At 65.3% G+C, this 17,200-nt stretch carries 15 protein-coding genes; 7 read left to right on the forward strand and 8 right to left on the reverse strand.

Annotated features, from left to right (window positions below; translation table 11 throughout):
* The first annotated feature begins 272 nt into the window (after positions 1 to 272).
* Entirely contained in the window at positions 273 to 1,631 is a 1,359-nt protein-coding gene (locus V6F88_RS24230) for a fimbrial protein (RefSeq protein WP_332612765.1), read from the forward strand.
* A 92-nt stretch (positions 1,632 to 1,723) separates the two neighbouring features.
* Positions 1,724 to 3,553, forward strand: a complete 1,830-nt coding sequence (recQ, locus tag V6F88_RS24235; protein ID WP_332612766.1) for a DNA helicase RecQ — start codon at positions 1,724 to 1,726, stop codon at positions 3,551 to 3,553.
* Positions 3,554 to 3,603: 50 nt separating this feature from the next.
* Here the strand turns inward: recQ and V6F88_RS24240 are convergent, their stop codons facing one another.
* Positions 3,604 to 4,659 carry a cytochrome d ubiquinol oxidase subunit II gene (locus tag V6F88_RS24240; RefSeq protein WP_332612768.1) on the reverse strand — a complete coding sequence of 352 codons (1,056 nt, stop codon included), beginning with the start codon at positions 4,657 to 4,659 and terminating at the stop codon, positions 3,604 to 3,606.
* Positions 4,656 to 5,999, reverse strand: coding sequence for a cytochrome ubiquinol oxidase subunit I (locus tag V6F88_RS24245; RefSeq protein WP_332612769.1), 1,344 nt, complete (start codon positions 5,997 to 5,999; stop codon positions 4,656 to 4,658). Before V6F88_RS24245 ends, V6F88_RS24240 begins: the two co-directional genes overlap by 4 nt.
* A gap of 136 nt (positions 6,000 to 6,135) precedes the next feature.
* Here V6F88_RS24245 and V6F88_RS24250 point away from each other — a divergent pair, with 136 nt between their 5' ends.
* The 4 genes from V6F88_RS24250 to minE all read left to right on the forward strand — a co-directional run bounded on the left by V6F88_RS24250 (position 6,136) and on the right by minE (position 10,203).
* Entirely contained in the window at positions 6,136 to 7,905 is a 1,770-nt protein-coding gene (locus tag V6F88_RS24250; protein ID WP_332612770.1) for a glutamine--tRNA ligase/YqeY domain fusion protein, read from the forward strand.
* A gap of 174 nt (positions 7,906 to 8,079) precedes the next feature.
* Positions 8,080 to 8,985 (forward strand): septum site-determining protein MinC, encoded by a 906-nt coding sequence (gene minC, locus V6F88_RS24255; protein WP_332612771.1) that lies wholly within the window; start codon positions 8,080 to 8,082, stop codon positions 8,983 to 8,985.
* Positions 8,986 to 9,126: 141 nt separating this feature from the next.
* Positions 9,127 to 9,942, forward strand: coding sequence for a septum site-determining protein MinD (gene minD / locus V6F88_RS24260; RefSeq protein WP_006217655.1), 816 nt, complete (start codon positions 9,127 to 9,129; stop codon positions 9,940 to 9,942).
* Between the two features lie 3 nt (positions 9,943 to 9,945).
* A complete protein-coding gene (gene minE / locus V6F88_RS24265) occupies positions 9,946 to 10,203 on the forward strand; it encodes a cell division topological specificity factor MinE (protein ID WP_006217654.1) in 258 nt (85 codons plus the stop codon).
* A 97-nt stretch (positions 10,204 to 10,300) separates the two neighbouring features.
* Here minE and V6F88_RS24270 read toward each other — a convergent pair whose 3' ends face one another.
* From V6F88_RS24270 to V6F88_RS24285, 4 genes are all read right to left on the reverse strand, one after another.
* A complete protein-coding gene (locus V6F88_RS24270; RefSeq protein WP_039882797.1) occupies positions 10,301 to 10,525 on the reverse strand; it encodes a glycine zipper 2TM domain-containing protein in 225 nt (74 codons plus the stop codon).
* Between the two features lie 189 nt (positions 10,526 to 10,714).
* On the reverse strand, positions 10,715 to 11,248 hold the full coding sequence (locus tag V6F88_RS24275; RefSeq protein WP_332612775.1) for an isochorismatase family protein: 534 nt from the start codon (positions 11,246 to 11,248) through the stop codon (positions 10,715 to 10,717).
* 276 nt (positions 11,249 to 11,524) lie between these two features.
* The gene (ettA, locus tag V6F88_RS24280; protein ID WP_006217650.1) at positions 11,525 to 13,198 is read right to left on the reverse strand and encodes an energy-dependent translational throttle protein EttA; all 1,674 of its coding nucleotides are present in this window, start codon (positions 13,196 to 13,198) and stop codon (positions 11,525 to 11,527) included.
* 207 nt (positions 13,199 to 13,405) lie between these two features.
* Positions 13,406 to 14,320: a DMT family transporter gene (locus tag V6F88_RS24285; protein ID WP_332612778.1), complete on the reverse strand. Its 915-nt coding sequence runs from the start codon at positions 14,318 to 14,320 to the stop codon at positions 13,406 to 13,408.
* Positions 14,321 to 14,629: 309 nt separating this feature from the next.
* Here V6F88_RS24285 and V6F88_RS24290 point away from each other — a divergent pair, with 309 nt between their 5' ends.
* Positions 14,630 to 15,151, forward strand: a complete 522-nt coding sequence (locus V6F88_RS24290) for a hypothetical protein (protein WP_332612780.1) — start codon at positions 14,630 to 14,632, stop codon at positions 15,149 to 15,151.
* 79 nt (positions 15,152 to 15,230) lie between these two features.
* On the opposite strand, the gene V6F88_RS24295 is transcribed toward V6F88_RS24290, so the two are convergent.
* Together V6F88_RS24295 and V6F88_RS24300 are read right to left on the reverse strand one after the other, a co-directional pair.
* Positions 15,231 to 16,220 (reverse strand): ABC transporter ATP-binding protein, encoded by a 990-nt coding sequence (locus tag V6F88_RS24295; RefSeq protein WP_332612781.1) that lies wholly within the window; start codon positions 16,218 to 16,220, stop codon positions 15,231 to 15,233.
* Complete coding sequence (locus V6F88_RS24300; RefSeq protein ID WP_046803502.1) at positions 16,217 to 17,197, reverse strand: ABC transporter ATP-binding protein; 981 nt, start codon at positions 17,195 to 17,197, stop codon at positions 16,217 to 16,219. Before V6F88_RS24300 ends, V6F88_RS24295 begins: the two co-directional genes overlap by 4 nt.
* Positions 17,198 to 17,200 lie beyond the last annotated feature (3 nt).

The raw sequence follows: 17,200 nt of genomic DNA on the forward strand, positions 1-17,200 counted from the left end.
TGCGGCGCGGCGCGCCAAGCCGCAAGGGGCAGGAAATCAACTGAAATACACCTGTTGCACGATGTACGGGCGCCTGTCCCACAGCGTTCCGGCGGCACGTCGGCGCGTGGCCGGCGCCCGGGTGCTGGGCGGCTGGCCGTCTGCGAAACCCGTTCCGGACCCTTTTCCGCACCGGCCCACTGGCCGTAAAATACCGGCTTGCCTTGCCGCTGGTCCGGTTTACTAAAAATCGTTTACAGCTACCGCGGCGCCCCCTCTCTACACTGTTTTTTATGGTCGCCCCTGCAAACTGGCGCAGACGGCTGTTGCATGCGGCGCTGACGGCGGGATTGTGCTGCCCGCTGGCTACCGCGCTTGCCGACACGCTGGCTGCGTCCCCCCTTCCGAACTCGATGCCCGCCCAGGGCGCGCCGGTGCTTGTGGCACGCGGTATCGGCGTACTGTCCCCGGTACAGCCTATTCCGGTACGCCCGGCGCCGTCGATCGAATCTCGCGCCGTGCCCCTGGGCCCTCCGCCCTGCGGTTTGCAGGCCGCCGAGCCCGCGCTGGATACCAGCGTGCGGGGCGCCGATGACAGCGGCGGCGAGGCGATTCCCGGTTTGAATACGGGCTTGTCCCAAGGCGTGGAGAGCGGTGCGCTGGCCTGCGACGATCAGGTTGCGGGTGTGGCCGACGGCAATGCGCCGGACGACAGCGTGTCCGACAGCAGCGTGCCCGACTATTCCTTCGCGCTTGAAGAAAGTGACATACCCCGCATACCCGTCGTGGTGATTTCAGGCGTGTCGCGCCCGACCCGCCCGTGGTTTTCATCAGTCAGCGGCCAGGACGGCCTGCGTTACGGCGGCGACCGCAATTGGGTCTATCGCAACACGGCCGGCCCGTCGCTGACGGTGGGCAATATCAACGCCAATGCTCCCGCCTGGGGCAGCACCGCGCCGGTGGGCGGTTTGCAGATCGCCAATTGGGCCGGGTCCACGGCCTCCGTGCCGGAAGGCAGCTTTGGCTATTCATCGTCGGTGGGCAAGCTCAACCGCATGGACCCCACCGCCAGTTCGGGCGCCGTGGACTATGGCGCGTCGGTCGGCATGGGCAGCGTGCGCTACGGCCTGACGCCTGCGCTGACCGTCGAAGGCCAGATGCAAAGCGCCCCGTCGCTGACCACGCGCGGCATGGGCACCACCTACGCGGCGGGCGAATACGGCACCTTCCAGGCCGGCGCCACGCAAAGTTCGTTCGACGCGTCCAACGCCTGGCGCTACCGCTTCGGCTACAACGTCCAGGTCGCGGACGCCGTCAACCTGGGCTACACAAACGAGCAGATCGGCGCCGGGTTCGGCGACCTGTCCAACTATTCCGGCGGCGTGGCCGCGGCCCCGCAATCGCGCAACACGCTGTCGGCCGGTGTGCCGATCCAGGGCTGGGGCACCGTCAGCGGCACCTATTCGGGCCTGCACGAAGGCTCGGTGCTTGCCGAACAGCGCGTGGGGCTGTCGCACAGCATGTTCGTCGCCCCCAAGGTCAAGCTGGCCGTGGGCGCCGACCGCGACATCGTGTCGGGCAACTATGAATGGCGGGCCAACCTGAGCATGCCGGTCGATACCTTCATGCGCGGCACGTGGCTGAGCTGGTAGCAGGCCGCAAGCCGGACGGAAATATCCCCCTGAAACGGGCGCCCGGAAATTGCGGCTTAAAATCCCTGCCATGATGCTTCCGGCCTACCCCCATGTCTGACGCGCGCGCCCTGGGCGTACTACAGCGCGTTTTCGGTTACGAATCCTTCCGCGGCGACCAGCAAGCCATTGTCGAACAAGTGATCGACGGCGGCGACGCGTTGGTCCTGATGCCCACGGGCGGAGGGAAATCGCTCTGTTACCAGATTCCGTCGCTGGTGCGCGAAGGCACCGGCATTGTCGTGTCGCCGCTGATCGCGCTGATGCAGGATCAGGTCGACGCCCTGACTGAATTGGGCGTGCGCGCCGCCTTCCTGAACTCCACGCAAGACTGGCGCGTGGCGCGCGACGTCGAGCAGGCGTTCCTGGCCGGTGAACTGGATCTGCTGTACGTCGCCCCCGAACGGCTGCTGACCGACCGCTGCCTGCAACTGCTGGAACGCGGCCGCATCGCCCTGTTCGCCATCGACGAAGCGCATTGCGTGTCGCAATGGGGTCATGATTTCCGGCCGGAATACCTGGGCCTGTCCATGCTGCACGAGCGCTGGCCCGATGTGCCGCGCATCGCGCTGACGGCCACGGCCACGGCCGAGACCCGGACCGAGATCGCCCAACGCCTGTCGCTGGACGACGCCCGGCACTTTGTGTCCAGCTTCGACCGCCCCAACATCCGCTATCGCATCGTTGAGAAAAACGAAGTGCGCAAGCAGCTGCTGGAGATGATCCGCACGGAACACCAGGGCGAGTCCGGTGTGGTGTACGGCCTGTCGCGGGCGCGGGTCGAGGAAACCGCCGAATTCCTGTGCAACCAGGGCATTGACGCCATGCCGTACCACGCGGGGCTCAGCCCCCAGGTGCGCGCCGCCAACCAGTCCCGGTTCCTGCGCGAAGACGGCGTGGTCATGGTGGCCACCATTGCCTTCGGCATGGGTATCGACAAGCCGGACGTGCGCTTCGTGGCGCACATTGACCTGCCCAAATCGGTTGAAGGCTATTACCAGGAAACCGGCCGGGCCGGTCGTGATGGGCTGCCCGCCACGGCGTGGCTGGCCTACGGCCTGCAAGACGTGGTGCAACAGCGCCGCATGATCGACGAATCCCCCGGTGACGAATCCTATCGCCGCCGGCTGGGCCAGCAGCTGGACGCGATGCTCGGCCTGTGCGAAACGGTGGAATGCCGCCGCGTGCGGCTGTTGGCGTACTTTGGCCAGCACATTACCGCCTGCGGCAACTGCGACGTCTGCCTGGAACCGCCACAAGCCTGGGACGGCACGGTGGCCGCTCAGAAAGTGCTGTCGGCCGTCTACCGCTTGTGGAAAGAACGCGGCCAGCGCTACGGCGCGGGCCATATCATCGACATCCTGCGCGGCAAGGTCACCGACCGCACCAAGCAGCACGGCCACGAAACGCTAAGCGTGTTCGGCGTGGGCGAAGACCTTAGCGATACCGCCTGGCGCGGCGTGCTGCGCCAGTTGTTGGCGCAAGGCCTGTTGACGGTGGACAACGAAGGCTTCGGCACGCTGGCCCTGACAGAAGGCAGCCGCGCGGTGCTCAAGGGCGAACGCCAGCTGATGCTGCGCCGCGAATCCGAAAAGAAGACCCGCTCGGGCAAGACCGGCAGCGGTCGCCCCAAGGCTGCCGCCATCGACCTGCCGGCCGAACTGCAACCCGTGTTCGAGGCCCTGCGCGCCTGGCGTGGCGAAGTGGCCAAGAGCCACGGCGTGCCCGCCTACGTCATCTTCCATGACGCCACGCTGCGTGAAATTGCCCTGGCGCAGCCAGAGTCCATGGACGCCCTTAGCCACATCAGCGGCGTGGGCGCGCGCAAGCTGGAAGCCTACGGCGAAGAAATCCTGCAACGCGTGGCCAAGCCGGTGCTGTAACGGCCCGGCCCGGGCGAAGCGCCCCATTTCCAGGAGCCCCGTCCCACGTCTTAATACGACGGCGGCGGCAGCAGCGGAACCGGCGGGCGTTCCTTGCCGAACACCGACCGGTACGCCAGGATGTTGAACACCAGCACCACCGGAATGCCGACAACCGCGCCGGCCATCACCAGCCGCATCGACCCCAGCGCGCCCGCGCCATCCCACAGCGTCATGTCGTCCAGGATCAGGTACGGGAACAGGCTGTAGGCCAGCCCGCTGAGCATCAGCAGGAACAGCGCCACGCACAGCACGAAGGGCAGCCAGCTGAAGCGGTCCGCGCGGCCGGGCAGGCGCGCCAGCAGCATTTCGGCCGCCACGTAGCCCGCCAGCATCAGCACCCACACGGTGGCGGCCAGGCTCAGGTGCGCGATGTTGCTCCATTTGTAGAAGATGCCCGCATTGGCCAGGCCCAGCGTCACGGCAATGGCCACCATGCCCACCGCCGTCCAGCGGATGGCGTGGCGCGCCCAATAGGCCGCGCGGCGCTGCAAATCACCGTCCACACGCATGACCAGCCAGGATGCGCCCAGCAGCACATAGGCGGCTACCGCGCACAGCCCGACGAACATGGCGAACCAGCCGTATCCCGCATCGGACTGATAGCCCGTGGCGATGCGCCCCAGCAGCATCCCCTGCCCAAAGGCCGTGATGATGGAGCCGGCCCAGAAGCCGAAGATCCAGCGCGGCTTCATTTCGTTGCGCGCACGGATCCGAAATTCAAACGACACGCTGCGCAGCACCACGCCCAGCACCATGAACGTCAGCGGTCCGTACAGCTTGCCCAGCACCGCGCCCCACGCAAACGGGAATGCCGAGGCGAACAGCCCCATGCCCAGCAGCAACCAGAATTCGTTGGCATCGCGCCAGGGGCTCAAGAGCGACATCATGCGGCCGCGCTCGTGTTCGGGCGCCAGTTGCAGCAGGATGCCCACGCCCAGATCGAAGCCGTCCAGAACCATGCCGGCGGCGATCACCACGAACAACAGGCCCATGAAGGCCAGCGGCATCCAGAAAGAAGGGTCTTCGGGGCTGAGCCCCTGCGATGCGGCCAGCATGGCGATCATGGCGTACCTCCGCCCAATTTACGGACCGGCACCACGCCGTATCGGGCGGCGTGAAACAACATGCCCGTGAACGCGGCCAACAACAGGGCGTACAGCACGCCATAGCCCATCAGCCCATAGAGAACCGTGCTGGACGGCATCTGCCCCAGCACCTCGGATTGCGTGATCGTGCCGTTCACCACGAACGGTTGCAGGCCGATGATGGACACCCACCAACTGGCCACCACGGCAACCCCGCCCGAAAACATCATGCCGCACAGCACGCGCTGCCACCACACAGGCAGCGTCGACGGGTCCAGCCCGCGTCGGAACGTCCACAGGAACGTCACGCACGCCACCGCCAGCATCAACAGCCCCGCCGCCACCGCCACCCGCAGCGACCAGAACGTCAAGGCCACCGGCGGCAACATGCCGGAATACTTGTCCAGGCCCTGGTACGTGCCGTCGGCGTTGCGATGCAGCCAGCGGCCGCCCGCGTTGTGAATGGTGATGTCGGACACATTGGTGTGCGCGCGCGCATCAGGCCAGCCAAACAACACCAGTTGCGGTTCGGCGCCGCTTTGCCAGAAGCCCGCGGCAGCCGCCGCCTTGGCCGGTTGCAGTTTGGCCACCATCTGGCCCGCACCGGTGGCCACGGGAATCTGCAGGATCGCGGCCAGCAGGGCGATGACCAGCGCGGTCTTGAACGCATTGCGTTCGCCGTCGCCCAGCGGGCGACGCAGCGCCTGCAATGCCGTCACGCCCATCATCAGGAACGAGGCGGCCAGCGCCGCGCCCACCGCCACCACCGCCATGCGCCAACCCACCGAAGGGTTCAGCACCACGGCCACCCAGTCGTAGACCTGGTAGCGGCCGTCAACCAGGATCGCGCCGTCGGGCGTCTGCATCCATGACTGCAAGGCCAGCACCCAGAACACCGCCAGCAGCTGGCCCACGGCCACCATCAGCACGGCCAGGGTATGGGCGCCATCGGACACCCGGCGTTGCCCGAACAGCATGACGCCCAGGAAACACGACTTCAGGATGAATACCGACAGGATGCCGTAGCCCAACAGCGGGCCGGCCACGTTGCCGATCTTGTCCATCAGGCCTGCCCACAGGCTGCCGATCTGGATCAGCACGGGCACGCTGGCCGCCAATGTCAGGACGAAGGCCAGCGCAAAGATGCGGACCCAGAAGCGGTAGGCGGCGGTCCAGCCGGGGCGGCCGGACCAGCGTGCGCGAATCTTGAAAAACAGCAGAATCCAGACAAGCGCCAGGGAAACCGCCAGGAAAAGCGCCAGGAAGCTCAGGCTGGCCACGAACTGCGCACGGGCCAGGGAAAGGGTGGATATATCCATGATGGCCCGTAGTGTAGAGCCAGTTACAAGGCCGTGGGGACAGTTTGAAACCGGTTGCAGAGGGTTCAAAAAGGCCCCTGTTGCGGAACGTGGCAAAATTGACGCTTTGTCGCCGCTTTTTCCTATTCTTTCAAGAATGACCTCCGCCACGACGCCGACCCCTGCTGCATCCAATTTCCTGCTCAACATCGTCCAGGACGACCTCGAAGCCAACCGCTTCCAGGGCAAACGCTGGGCGGGCAAGCCTGGCCCGGCCGCCGTGCAGGAACAGGGCGACCAGGACCCGGCCCGCATCCGCACGCGCTTTCCGCCGGAGCCCAACGGCTACCTGCACATCGGTCACGCCAAGAGCATCTGCGTGAACTTCGGCCTGGCGCGCGACTTCGGCGGTGTCTGTCATCTGCGCTTTGACGACACCAACCCCGAAAAGGAAGACCAGGAATACGTCGACGCCATCATCGAGGCCGTGCGCTGGCTGGGCTTTGACTGGAAGGCCGCCGATGGCAAGGAAAACCTGTACTTCGCCAGCGACTACTTCGGCTATATGTACGAATTCGCCGAAGCCCTGGTCGAGGCCGGCCATGCCTATGTCGACGAGCAAAGCCCCGAAGAAATCCGCGCCAACCGTGGCACGCTGACCGAGCCGGGCACCGATTCGCCGTGGCGCAACCGCCCCGCCGCTGAATCGATCGCCCTGCTGCGCGAAATGCGCGACGGCAAGCATCCCGACGGCAGCCTGGTGCTGCGCGCGAAGATCAACATGGCTTCGCCCAACATCAACCTGCGCGACCCGGTCATGTACCGCGTGCGCCATGCCACCCACCACCGCACGGGCAACCAGTGGTGCATCTACCCGATGTACAGCTGGGCGCATCCGGTGGAAGACGCGCTGGAAGGCATCACACACAGCGTCTGCACGCTGGAATTCGAAGACCAGCGCCCGTTCTACGACTGGATCCTGACGCGCCTGGCCGAACTGGGCAAGCTGGCCCAGCCGCTGCCGCACCAATATGAATTCGCCCGCCTGAATCTCAGCTACGTCGTCACCAGCAAGCGCAAGCTGTTGCAGCTGGTGCGCGAAGGCCACGTGGACGGCTGGGACGACCCGCGCATGCCGACCATCTTCGGCCTGCGCCGCCGTGGCTACACGCCGGCCTCGATCCGCCTGTTCTGCGACCGCACCGCCGTGTCCAAGTCCGATTCGCGCATTGACTACAGCCTGCTTGAGCAAGCCGTGCGCGACGACCTCGACCCCATCGCGGCCCGCTCGGTGGCCGTGCTGGACCCGATCAAGCTGGTCATCACGAACTACCCCGAAGGTCAGTCCGAGCCCTGCACCGCGCCGCGCAACCCGCACGACCCGGAAGCCGGCGTGCGCGAATTCCCGCTGTCGCGCGAACTGTGGATCGAACGCGACGACTTCCGCGAGGAAGCGCCCAAGAAGTACTTCCGCCTGTTCCCCGGCAACACCGTGCGCCTGAAGTACGGCTACGTGGTGCGCTGCACCGGCTTCACCAAGAACGAAGCCGGCGAAATCGTCGAAGTGCAGGCCGAATACCTGCCCGAGACCAAAAGCGGCACGCCGGGCGCGGACAGCGTCAAGGTCAAGGGCAACATCACCTGGGTCAGCGCGGCCCACGCGGTGCCCGCCCAGATCCACCTGTACGACCGCCTGTTCGCCGATGCGCGTCCCGACGGTGGCGACAAGGACTTCCTGACCTGCCTGAACCCGAACTCCAAGCAGACCGTCACGGCCTGGCTGGAACCCGGCACCGTCGCCACGCCGGGCGCTACCTGGCAGTTCGAGCGCCTGGGCTACTTCACGGCCGATCTGAAGGAATCCACGCCAGACGCCCCGGTGCTCAACCGCATCGTGACCCTGCGCGATTCCTGGGCGCAAGGCTAAGCCGCCGCGCCACGCCGCCACGCGTGCGTAACACGGGAAAAGGCGCCTTCGGGCGCCTTTTTCTTTCGTCTTCCCCCCTGCGCACCCCACCCCGGCGCGGGTTATCATGCCCGACATCCCGCAGCCGGTTGCGCGCGCCGTTTTCCTGGCGCCGGACCGCCAGCCACAATCAAGATGAATACTGAATCGCTAGCCCTGGACTTCAAAAGCGCCACCCTTTACGCCATTCGCGTGGTTCTGCACAGCGCGGACCCCGAACGCCTCGCCGCCGCGCTGGCCAAGCGCATGGCGGATGCGGGCAGCTTCTTTGAAAACGAACCCGTGGTCATCGACGCCAGCCGCGTCGAAGACGCCATCGACTGGCCGGCGCTGGTTGCCGCGCTGCGCGCGCACAACCTGCCCGCGATCGGCGTGGTGGCCGAAGGCGCCAACCTGAAGGCCGCGCGCGACGCCGGCCTGACGCCGGTCGAGCTTTCCACCCCGCCCGCGCGCCCTGCCCCGGTTGTGGACACCGCGCCGCCCAATGATGTATCGACGCCCGTGCCGTCGGTGCCGGCCGCGGCCGTTGAAACCGCGCCCGCCCCGACCGATACCTCGGCAGCGGAAAGCACGGCCTCTGACAACGCAGCCACCGACAGCGCGGCAGAAGCGCCCGCCAAGCCCGCGTCCGCCGAGCCGATGCCCGCGCGCGAAGCCAGCAGCACCACCTCTGCCTCCACCCCCACGCAAGCCGCGCCGCATTCGGCATCGGCGCTGGTCATCACCAAGCCGTTGCGATCGGGCCAGCGCGTGTACGCGCGCCACACGGACCTGGTCGTGATCGGCATGGTCAGCCAGGGCGCCGAAGTCATCGCCGACGGCAACGTGCACGTTTACGGCCCGTTGCGCGGCAAGGCCATGGCCGGCGCGCGCGGCGATACGTCGGCGCGCATCTTCACGACGCACCTGGACGCGGAACTGCTGGCTGTGGCCGGCGTGTATCGCGTGGTGGAAGACAAGCTTGACCGCACGTTGCAAAACCAGCCGGCGCTGGTTCGCCTGGATGGCGACACGCTGCGGATCGAGGCCCTGAAAAGCTGATCGGACGATGGCAACACGGCGTGCGCGCACGCCGCATACATCGTTCGGAACCTCAGGTCTCAACACATTCTGTAAGAAGCCTTACATGGGCTTTTTGCTTTACGATAACGCGATTTATTCGAACATAAGGGTTTGATCGTCATGACACGCATTGTTGTGGTGACTTCCGGCAAAGGCGGCGTGGGTAAAACCACGACGAGCGCCAGTTTTTCCGCGGGCCTCGCGATGCGGGGCCACAAGACCGCTGTCATCGACTTCGATGTCGGCCTGCGCAATCTCGACCTCATCATGGGCTGCGAGCGTCGCGTGGTGTACGACTTCGTCAACGTGATTCAGGGCGAAGCCACCCTCAACCAGGCACTGATCAAGGACAAGCAGCTTGAAAACCTGTTCATCCTGCCCGCCTCGCAAACGCGCGACAAAGACGCGCTGACGCAGGAAGGCGTGGAAAAGGTCATCAATGACCTGAAGGAAATGGGTTTCGAGTACATCGTCTGCGACTCGCCGGCCGGTATTGAAACGGGCGCGCTGATGGCCGCTTATTTCGCCGACGACGCGCTGGTCGTGACGAACCCGGAAGTCTCGTCGGTACGCGATTCCGATCGCATCCTGGGCATTCTGGCGGCCAAGTCCAAGCGTGCGGTGGACGGCGGCGAACCCGTCAAGGAATTCCTGCTGCTTACGCGCTACAACCCCAAGCGCGTGGTCGACGGCGAAATGCTGTCGCTGGGCGATATCGAGGACATTCTGCGCATCAAGCTGATCGGTGTGATCCCCGAATCGGAAGCCGTGCTGCAAGCCTCGAACCAGGGCCTGCCGGCCATCCACCTGAAAGAGACCGACGTCTCCGAAGCGTACAAGGACGTCGTGGCCCGTTACCTTGGCGAAGACAAGGCCCTGCGCTTTACCGATTACGAAAAGCCCGGTTTCCTGAAACGCCTGTTCGGAGGCAAGTAAGCAATGTCCTTCCTGTCGTTTCTGCTTGGTCAAAAGAAAACTTCCGCGTCCGTCGCCAAGGAACGGTTGCAGATCATCCTGGCCCACGAGCGGGGCCGCGGCGACTCGCCCGACTACCTGCCGCAGCTGCAGCAGGAACTTATCGCCGTGATTTCAAAGTACGTGAAGATCAACCCTGAAGACATCAAGGTGCACCTGGAACGCCAGGACACGCTGGAGGTGTTGGAAGTGAAGATCGAGATGCCGCAGAACGAAACCTGATGCGGCCGTCGCGCCGGCTTGCCGGCGCGACATGCAACTTTGGTCACGGCCAAAAAAAACGCCCGGCATTGCCGGGCGTTTGCGTTGATGCAGCGCTTTAGTGCTTGCCGACCTGATCGCCGATCACACCGCCGATCGCCGCTCCGCCCACCGTACCCAGCACGCCACCGTTGGTGATCACGGCGCCTGCGACGCCGCCCAATGCGGCCCCGCCCACCGTGCTCTTTTGGCGATGGCTCATGCCGTCCCAGGACGAGCAGCCCGCCATGGCGGCGGTCATCGCCAGTGCGACACAGATTTTGGAAAGAGATGCGATTTTCATGATGAGGCTCCTATTCTTATCCCCGGGGCCGCACCATGGACCTGACGCGAGCGCGCGATCCCCATATGGGTTTAGAAACTTCAGGATCTCAAAATATCCGCGCGAGCGGTGTTAGGTTTGCCCAGGAATTGTGTCAAACAGCGAGAGAATAATTGTGCGCCCCTGGGACGATGTTGCAGGGCGCGTCGGCTATTTGACGAGACGTAACACCTCGCGAAAACGCGGATGTTCGCAAGTTTGCACCCATTCGAATATCGCCATTTCCGAGGTGACGATTTCCGCGCCATGCGCGCGCGCACGGCGCAGCGCCGCATGATGATCCGAAGGCTTGCGCGAGCCAGCCGCGTCCGACACCAGCACCGCGTGATAGCCCATGTCCGCCAAGCCGATCACGGTTTGCAGCACGCAGATATGCGCTTCGCAGCCCGCCACCAGAACGGTCTTGCGCGCGGCCGGCAGCCACGCTTCGAAGCCCGGTTCACGGGCGGAAGAAAAATGCATCTTCTGGAATGTGGACTGCACGATGTCGCGCAACGGGTCCACCGTCACGCCCAGCATCTTGCTGTGATGCTCGGTGGCGATGACCGGCACATCAAGCAAGCGCGCGGCCCGCGCAAGCTTGTGCGTGGTGTTGAGCACGGCCTCGTTGTCATGGATGACGGGCATCAATCGGCCCTGCATGTCGACGATGAGGAAGGTGGAATCGGAGGCTTGCAGCAGCATCGGGAATCTCCGGAAAGCCGGCAACGGAATAAAGGGGAACCGCAACGCGGCGCAGCCGAAGCCCGCGCGTGCTGCTCAATGATATAGCGGCGGGCCGATGCAAGCAGGTGGCGGGTCGACGTAGCCGATGCCTTGTCCAAAGCCGTTCCGCACGAAGAAAGTGTATTGCCTTGTCGATGCGACTTCGATTCTGTCGTCGAAAAAAAATCCCGGCGCGCAGGCCGGGATTCTTGGACCGAATAAGCTGGTCGCTTACTTCCGCGCTTAATTCAGCGCTTACTTCAGTGCCTTGTAGCGCAGGCGCTTGGGCTTGGCGCCTTCTTCGCCCAGGCGGCGCTTCTTGTCGGCTTCGTACTCTTGGTAGTTGCCGTCGAAGAACACCACTTGCGAATCGCCTTCGAAGGCCAGGATGTGCGTGGCGATGCGGTCCAGGAACCAGCGATCGTGGCTGATGACCATGACGCTGCCGGGGAACTCCAGCAAGGCGTCTTCCAGCGCGCGCAGCGTTTCAACGTCAAGGTCGTTGGACGGTTCGTCAAGCAGCAGCACGTTGCCGCCGGCGATCAGCGTCTTGGCCATGTGCAGGCGGCCGCGTTCACCGCCGGACAGCTGGCCCACGACCTTGTTCTGGTCGCCGCCCTTGAAGTTGAAGCGGCCCAGATAGGCGCGCGACGACATTTCGAACTTGCCCACGGTCAGGATGTCGGCGCCGTCGGCCACCGCATCGAACACCGTCTTTTTGTCTTCCAGCGCATCGCGCGACTGGTCCACGTAGGCCAGCTTGACGGTTTGGCCGATGGTGACTTCGCCAGAATCCGGTTGTTCGCGGCCCGCGATCATGCGGAACAGCGTGGATTTACCGGCGCCGTTGGCGCCGATGATGCCGACGATGGCGCCGGGCGGGATCTTGAAGCTAAGGTTATCGATCAACAGGCGATCGCCATACGCCTTGCTGACGTTGTTGAATTCGATGACCTCGTTACCCAGGCGCTCGCCCACGGGAATGAAGATTTCCTGCGTTTCGTTGCGCTTCTGGTATTCGTAGGACGACAGTTCCTCGAAGCGGGCCAGGCGAGCCTTGGCCTTGGCCTGACGGCCCTTCGGGTTCTGGCGCACCCATTCCAGTTCTTTCTTGATGGTCTTCTGGCGGGCCGATTCCGAGGACTCTTCCTGCTTCAGGCGGTCTTCTTTTTGTTCAAGCCACGAGCTGTAGTTGCCCTTCCAGGGGATGCCGTAGCCGCGATCCAGTTCCAGGATCCATTCGGCGGCGTTGTCCAGGAAGTAGCGATCGTGGGTCACGCCGACCACCGTGCCGGGGAACTTGTGCAGGAATTGCTCCAGCCATTCCACGCTTTCGGCGTCCAAGTGGTTGGTGGGTTCGTCCAGCAGCAGCATGTCGGGCTTGGACAGCAGCAGGCGGCACAGGGCCACGCGGCGCTTTTCACCGCCGGACAGGTTGCCGACGATGGCGTCCCAGGGCGGCAGGCGCAAGGCGTCCGCGGCGATTTCCATCTGGTGTTCGATGTCGTCCGAACCGCTGGAGGCGGCGGCGGCGATGATGGCTTCCAGGTCGGCTTGTTCGGCGGCCAGCGCGTCGAAGTCGGCGTCCGGCTCGGCGTAGGCGGCGTAGACCTCGTCCAGGCGCTTCTTGGCGGTGACGACGGCGCCCAGGCCCTCTTCGACCGATTGGCGCACCGTGTGCTCGGGGTTCAGTTGCGGTTCCTGCGGCAGATAGCCGATGTTCAGGCCCGGCATGGGAATGGCTTCGCCTTCGATCTCTTTATCGACGCCCGCCATGATCTTCAGCAGCGTCGACTTGCCCGAGCCGTTCAGGCCCAGCACGCCGATCTTGGCGCCAGGAAAAAACGAAAGCGAGATGTCACGCAGGATCTGCCGCTTGGGCGGCACGATCTTGCCGACGCGGTTCATGGTGTAGACGTATTGGGCCATGGGCTCGTATAGGGAAAGAAAGCTGATGAACCGTCGATTGTAGGCCGGAACCCTGACAGGCGTGCGTCAGCGGGGGAACGTCGGGGTTACCACCCCGTTCTCCGCCCCGCTTCTCCGCCCCGGTTCTCCGTCCCCGTCACAGCCCGGGTCTCTGCCCGGGTCTCTGCCCGGGTCTCTGCCCGGGTCACCGCGCCCCTTTGTCGCCCCTTACCCGCGCCGTGCCCCCAGGCGCGGCGTGCGCATCTGCGCCAGCATGACCCCGGCCAGCGCCAGCAAGCCGCCCACGATATGGAACAGATGCGGCTTTTCGTCCAGGAACACCGAGGCGATGGCCACGGTGCCCACCGGCATCAGGTTCAGAAAAATGCTGGCGCGGTTCGGGCCCAGGTGCTTGACCCCCTGCATCCACAGGAAAGGCGCAAACAGGGACGGAAATATCGCGGCGTACAGCACCAGGGGCACGTTGTCGGCATTCAGCGGCGACGGCGCGGCCATCAGGAACGCCGGCAACTGGAACAGCACCCCAAAACCAATCTGCACGTACAGCGACACCCACGGGCCCACCGGCAGGCCCCAGCGACGCAGCAGCACGCCATACAGCGCATAGGCCAGCGCGGCCATGCCCATCAACAGGTCACCCGGGTTGGCGCCCACGGACAGCAGCCGCGCGGGGTGGCCCTCGCCGATCAGCAGCGCCAGGCCGGCCAGCGACACCACGCCGCCCAGCATCGCCATCAGCGTGGGCCGCTGGCGCAGCACCACCGTACCCACCGCGATGGTCAAGAGCGGGATCATGGCGGTGATGATGCCCATATTGGTGGCGGTGGTGCTGGAAGCGGCCACATAGGCCAGCCCTTGGTACAGCGCCATGCCCAAGCCGCCCAGCACGGCGAACTTGGGCAGGTACGGCAGGATCAGGCGGCGTTGCGTCCACACGCCTCGCAATGCGAACGGCGTGAGGACCGCGCCGGCCAGCGCCCAGCGGTAAAAGCCGATGACGGCAGGCGAGATCACGCCGGCGGCCATCTTCGTGACGATCATGTTGACGGACCAGATCAGGGCGGCCAACAGCGGAAACAGCAGGTAGCGGGCGGGAACGGCGGAAGGGTCGGATCGCGACATGGATGGGTGATGCGAAAGAGGAATATAAGAACAGGGCGCAAGTGTAGGGCCTGTCCGAATGACGGTGTGCCGTTGCCGCGGTACGTCATCGGGATACGGCCGCTGGTCGGGCATTGCCGGCGGATCAAGGGCTGAACACCTGACGCCGGCAAGGACATTGAGCCGCCGGCCCGCGCGGGCCTGACAGCCTTGTAACGCCGCGTCATCCAAGCGCCTGATGCAACGCAGCGCCGATCGCGCGACAATAGCGCCTGACTTTATGTATCTTGCCGTGCCGTCGCGGCTTCATCGCGCCCAGGAACCCCCTTCATGTCCGCCTCTGCCACTCCCCCAGCCTCCGTCACCCACTTCAGCACGTCCGAGCTGGACATGCTGGCCAAGACCGCCGACGCCCTCAGCGCCTATCTGGGCAAGCCGGTGCTGGCCGAAGTCATCCTGGGCGACGAAGGCACCGAGTGGGTCACCTATGGCGTGCCGATGGACGAAGGCGCGGAAGCGGACGAAGAGCAGACTCACGTCCAGATGGGCGGCGCGGGCTCGCGCCTGCTGGGCAATCGCGGCGGGCTGCCGCATGCCGATGACGACACCTACGACTGCCTGTACCTGTGGGCCGTGCAGATTTCGTTGAACGAAGGCGAACGCTTCATCAAGCTGGATCACGACGGCGAAGAATCCGCGTGGTCCGACAACCTGGAAGACGTCCTGCCCTTTGCGCTGACCGAAGAACCGCAAGCGGACCCGAGCACGGAAGACGCAGAGGACGAAGACGAGGACGAGGACGATGAGGACGACGACACGCCGTACGACTCGGTCCACGAACCCCGCCATTGATACCCGGCGGGGTCGGGTCCGGCCCGTGACGGCTTGGGCGCCATTGCAGCGCGCCCTTATCGTTCGGGCGCATCCTTCCTCAGGCGCGCCCTTCCTCTACCGCATGGCAGGCCACCACGGAAACCCCGGTCAACATGGCGACCGGCGCTTCGGCCCGGCAGCGGTCATTGGCGTGGGGGCAGCGCGGATGAAACGTGCACCCTGACGGCGGGTTCAGCGGATTGGGCACTTCGCCGGCCACCGCCGTGCGCGGCTTGCCGGCCCCGTTGATATCCGGAATCGCCTCAAGCAGCATCCGCGTGTACGGATGCCTGGGCCGCGCAAAGAGTTCATCGCGCGGCGCCACTTCCACCATCCGGCCCAGGTACATCACGCCCACCCGGTCGGCCACATGGTGCACCACCGCCAGGTTGTGCGAAATGAACAGATAAGTCAGGCCCAGCTTGCGTTGCAGGTCCTTCATCAGGTTCAACACCTGCGCCTGCACCGACACGTCCAGCGCCGACGTCGGTTCGTCGCACACCAGGAATTCCGGGTTCACCGCCAGCGCCCGCGCAATCGAGATGCGTTGACGCTGCCCGCCCGAAAACTGATGCGGATAACGCCCCTGGTCCGCCGGGTCCAGCCCCACCTGCAACAGCAATTCGCCGACGCGCGCCACACGTTCGGCGGGCGTCATGGTGGTGTGCGTCAGCATGGGTTCGGCGATGATGCGGCCCACGCGCCAACGCGGGTTCAGGCTAGCGTACGGGTCCTGAAAAATCATCTGCAAGCGCTTGCGCAGATTGCGGCCACCTGTCTCCGACATGCGTGACAGCGGCTGGCCGTCGAACCGGATGTCGCCACGCGTCAGCCCGTACAGGCCCACCAGCATGCGCGCAACCGTGGACTTGCCACAGCCCGATTCGCCCACCAACGCCAGCGTTTCCCCGCGCGCGATGTCGAACGACACGCCATCCACGGCGCGCAGCATCACGCGGGGCTTGCCCGCCAGCTTGCGTTCCAGCCACGGCGGCGACACATCGAACCAGCGCGCGGCATCCTTTACTTCAACCAAGGGCGCGTTCATGCGGCCACCATCGCTTTGTCGTCATGCAACCAACAGGCCGCGCGGGACGTGCCCGCCGGCAGTAATTCCGGGCGCTCGGTCGCGCAGCGCGGCAGGCGCTGACCGCAACGCGGATTGAACGCGCAGCCCGGCGGAATGGCGTTCAAGCGCGGCATGCTGCCGTCGATCTGCACCAGCCGTTCCGTGTGCCCGTCCATTGACGGGATGGACCCCATCAGCCCAGCCGTATAGGGATGACGCGGCTTGTGGATCACGTCGGCCACCGGCCCGATCTCGGCCACGCGGCCCGCGTACATCACCGCCACGCGGTCGGCGGTTTCGGCGATCACGCCCATGTCGTGCGTGATCAGCATGACCGCCGTGCCGTGGTCGCGGCACAGGCGTTTCAGCAGTTCGATGATCTGCGCCTGAATAGACACGTCCAGCGCCGTGGTGGGCTCGTCGGCCACCACCAGCTTGGGCTCGGCGGCCAGCGCCAGCGCGATGACCACGCGTTGCCGCATGCCGCCCGAGAACTGGTGCGGATAGTGGTCGATGCGTTCGCGCGCGGCCGGGATGCCGGTGGACGCCAGCAATTCCACCGCGCGGTTGCGCGCCTGCGACCACGTCATGTCCAGATGCGTGACGATGGTTTCCGCCAGCTGCCGGCCCACCGTGTACAGCGGGTTCAAGGACGTCAGCGGGTCCTGGAACACCGCGCCGATTTCGCGGCCGCGCACGCGGCGCATCTGCTCGTCGGGCAGGTTGTCGATGCGGCGGCCCGCCAGCAGGATTTCGCCGGCCGCGATACGGCCGGGCGGTTCCAGCAGGCCGATAATGGAGGCGCCGGTCAGCGATTTGCCGGCGCCCGATTCGCCCACCACGCCCAGCACTTCGCCGGCCTGGATGGAAAAGGACACGTCGTCCAGGGCGCGTAGCGTGCCGCGGCGCGTGGGAAATTCCACGCGCAGATTGCGGACTTCCAGAAGTGCGCTCATGGT

Origin of the sequence: Achromobacter sp. ESBL13 (assembly GCF_036668755.1) — a bacterium.
Taxonomy (GTDB): domain Bacteria; phylum Pseudomonadota; class Gammaproteobacteria; order Burkholderiales; family Burkholderiaceae_B; genus Achromobacter.